This is a genomic window from Cupriavidus sp. AU9028 (assembly GCF_019795295.1).
Classification (GTDB): Bacteria; Pseudomonadota; Gammaproteobacteria; order Burkholderiales; family Burkholderiaceae; genus Cupriavidus.
The window spans coordinates 1-3,722 of record NZ_JAIMCG010000033.1; the positions used below are offsets into that span (position 1 = coordinate 1).

At 70.1% G+C, this 3,722-nt stretch carries 1 protein-coding gene; it reads left to right on the plus strand.

What is annotated here, in order from left to right:
* Positions 1–3,722 (plus strand): non-ribosomal peptide synthetase (locus K6V06_RS20510; protein WP_222245976.1); only part of this gene is annotated, 3,722 nt, incomplete at both ends.

Sequence of the window (3,722 nt, forward strand, 5' to 3'; positions counted from 1 at the left end):
CGTGGTGTTCGAGAACTACCCCGTCGATGCGGCGCTGCGGCGCGCGCCCGCCGGGCTGGCCTTCAGCGGCGTGCAGAACCGCGCCGAGACCAACTACCCGCTGACGCTGGTGCTGGCTCATGCCGATACGCTGCGGCTGACCTGCCGCTTCGATCGCGCGCTGCTGGGCGAGGCGCAGGCGCGCCAACTGGCGCAAAGCCTGTTCGCGCTGCTGCGCCAGATGGCCGCCAATGCCGAGCGCCCGCTAGGCGAGATGGCGCTGCTCGCGCCCGAGGACCAGGGTGCGGCACTCGGGCTCGGCGCCGATCCGCAAGCGTATCCGCCGGTGCAACCGGTGCATCGGCTCTTCGAGGCCCGCGCCGCGCAACAGCCCGATGCCATCGCACTCGCGTTCGGCGAAGACACCATGACTTACGCGGCGCTGAACCGGCGGGCCAATGCGCTCGCGTACCGCTTGCGCGAACATGGCGTCGGTCCCGATGTCCCGGTCGGTGTGCTGGCCGAGCGCTCGTTCGAGATGGTCGTCGCGCTGCTGGCGATTCTGAAAGCCGGCGGCGCCTATGTCCCGTTCGATCCGGACTATCCGTCGGACCGATTGGCCTACATGATCGAGGACAGCGGCGTCGCACTGGTATTGACGCAGCGTGCCGAAGCGCTGCCCGCATCGATGCCGGCCGCCGTCACGGTGATGGACCTGACCGAGCCCGCCCTGTACGCCGGGAGCGGCGACACCAACCCCGCGCCGTCGCTATCGCCGGAACACCTTGCCTACATCATCTATACGTCAGGCTCGACCGGACGTCCCAAGGGCGCCGGCAACCGGCACGGCGCGCTATATAACCGCCTCTGGTGGATGCAGTCGCAGTACCGGCTGACGCCGGACGACGCGGTGCTGCAGAAGACGCCATTCAGTTTCGACGTATCGGTGTGGGAGTTCTTCTGGCCGCTGATGATTGGCGCCCGCCTGGTGCTGGCCGCGCCGGGAGACCACCGCGACCCGGGCCGTATCGCCGCGCTGATCGAGCGCCATCGCGTCACCACGCTGCATTTCGTGCCCGCGATGCTGCAGGCCTTCGTCGCGCACGGCGGCATTGCCGCACCGTGCGCAAGCCTGCGCCATATCGTTTGCAGCGGCGAAGCGCTGCCGGGCGATCTGGCCCGCCGCACCATGGCGTTGCTGCCGTGGGCGGCATTGCACAATCTGTACGGCCCGACCGAGGCGGCCATCGATGTCACCCACTTCACCTGCCGAGAGGACAGCGGGATCGCGGTGGGAACCGGTGTATCAAGCGGTGTCCCCATCGGTGCGCCCATCGCCAACGTCAGCGCGCATGTGCTGGACCTCGCGCTGCAGCCAGTGCCTGACGGCGTGGCCGGCGAACTGTATCTGGGCGGCGCCGGTCTGGCGCGCGGCTATCTCGGCCGTGCCGCGCTGACGGCGGAGCGCTTCGTCGCCGATCCGCACAGCGCCGGCGGCGAGCGGCTGTACCGCACCGGCGATCTGGCAAGGCGCCGCGCCGACGGGCAGATCGAATACCTCGGCCGGCTCGACCATCAGGTCAAGATCCGCGGCCTGCGCATCGAACTGGGAGAAATCGAGGCGCGGCTGCTGGCGCACGACAGCGTGCGAGACGCGGTGGTGGTCGCGCTGACGAACGACGGGCCCGCCAGGCTGGTGGGCTACGTGGTCGGTACCGGCGACGCTGGCATCGACGTGGACGGCTTGCGGGACTGGCTGGCGGCGGGACTGCCCGACTATATGGTCCCCGCCGTGCTGGTCGTGCTCGACCGGCTGCCGGCCACACCCAATGGCAAGCTCGACCGCCGGGCGCTGCCGGCGCCCGAGTTCACCGGCGCGGCAGCCTACGAGGCCCCGCACGAAGGCGTGGAGACCGAACTGGCCGCGGTGTGGGCCAGCGTACTCAAGGTGCCGCGCGTCGGGCGTGCCGACAACCTGTTCGAGCTTGGCGGCGATTCGATCCTGAGCCTGCAGATCGTCGCGAAGATGCGCGCGCTGGGCTGGCTGCTGACGCCGAAGCAGCTGTTCGAGGAGCAGACGCTGGCCGCGGTGGCCGCCGTGACCGCACCGCTGCCGCAGCGCGGGGCCTCCGAGGCCGGCGAGCCGGCCGGCACGAGTCTGGCGCCGCGCACAGCGCTGCACGCCGCGGACTTTCCGCTGGCCCGCCTGTCCCAGACGCAGCTCGATGGCATGGGCCTGGAGCCGATGCGCGTCCAGGACATCTATCCGCTTTCCCCGATGCAGGCCGGCATGCTGTATCACAGCGCGGCCCGGCAGGACAGCGGCAGCGCGTATATCAACCAGCTGCGCATCGACGTCGAGGGTCTCGACCCCGCGCGGTTCGCCCAGGCATGGCGCGACGCGCTGGACCGCCACGACACCTTGCGCACTGGTTTCCTGCAGCGTGGCGACCAGCCGCTGCAATGGGTAGCGCGCGATGTGGTGCTGCCGCTCGTGCACGAGGATCTTGCCGGCCACGATGGTGCCGGGCTGGCGGCTGCGCTGGACAGGCTCGCCGCGCAGGACCTCGCGCGCGGTTTCGATCTGGAGCGCCCGCCGCTGATGCGCCTGACGCTGGTCCGCACAGGGGCCCATCGCCATCATCTGGTCTGGACGGTGCACCACCTTCTGCTCGATGGCTGGAGCACCTCCCAGCTGCTGGCGGAAGTGCTGGCGCGCTATGCAGGACAGACCAACCCAGGACCAACCATCGCTGCGGCACAGGGCCGCTTCGCCGACTATATCGGCTGGCTGCAAAGCCGCGACAGCACGGCCGCGCAGGCATTCTGGGCAGGCCAGCTGCAGGGCTTCGACACGCCGACACGGCTGGCCGATGCCGTTTGCACGCCGTGCGCCGGCGAAGGCTACGGCCTGCTGCAGCACAGTTGTTCCGACGCGCTGACGCAACAGCTTTCCGCCTACGCGCGCAGCCAGAAGGTGACCATCAACACGGTCGTGCAGGCCGCGTGGCTGCTGCTGTTGCAGCGCTATACGGGGCAATCCCGCGTCGCGTTCGGCGCGACCGTGGCGGGCCGGCCGTCCGAGGTATCCGGCAGCGAGCAGATGCTGGGATTGTTCATCAACACCTTGCCGGTGATCGCCGCGCCGCGCCCCGAGCAGCCGCTCGGCGACTGGCTGCGCGAGCTGCAGGCCTTCAACGTCGCCGCGCGCGAGCATGGGCACACGCCGCTGTCCGATATCCAGCGCTGGGGCGGTCAGGCCGGGCAGCGCCTGTTCGACAGCATCCTGGTGTTCGAGAACTTCCCCCTGGAGGATGCGCTGGATACGGCCGCGCGCAGCGGGCTGCGCTGCAAAACGCGCGGCAGCACGGGCCTGACCGAATACGAGATGGATGTCGAGGTCAGCCTGCGGCAGACGCTGCGATTGAGCTTCACCTGGATGCGGCACGCGTTCGACGACGCACAGGTCGAGCGGATCTGCGCGCAGATGGCCGCGCTGCTGGAGCAGTTCGCCACGCAGTCCCCGCGAACGGTGGGCACACTGTCCCTGATGACGCCGGCGCAGACAGCGTCGCTGATGACGCTCGCCGAGGGCGACGCCGCCGCGCTCGAGGCGCAACCGGTGCACGCGCGCATCGCCGCGCATGCCGCCCTGCATCCCGACGCCCTCGCGGTGGTCTGCGGCGGGCAGACGCTGTGCTACGGCGAGCTGCTGGCGCGCGCCGATCGCCTCGCCGCCGTGC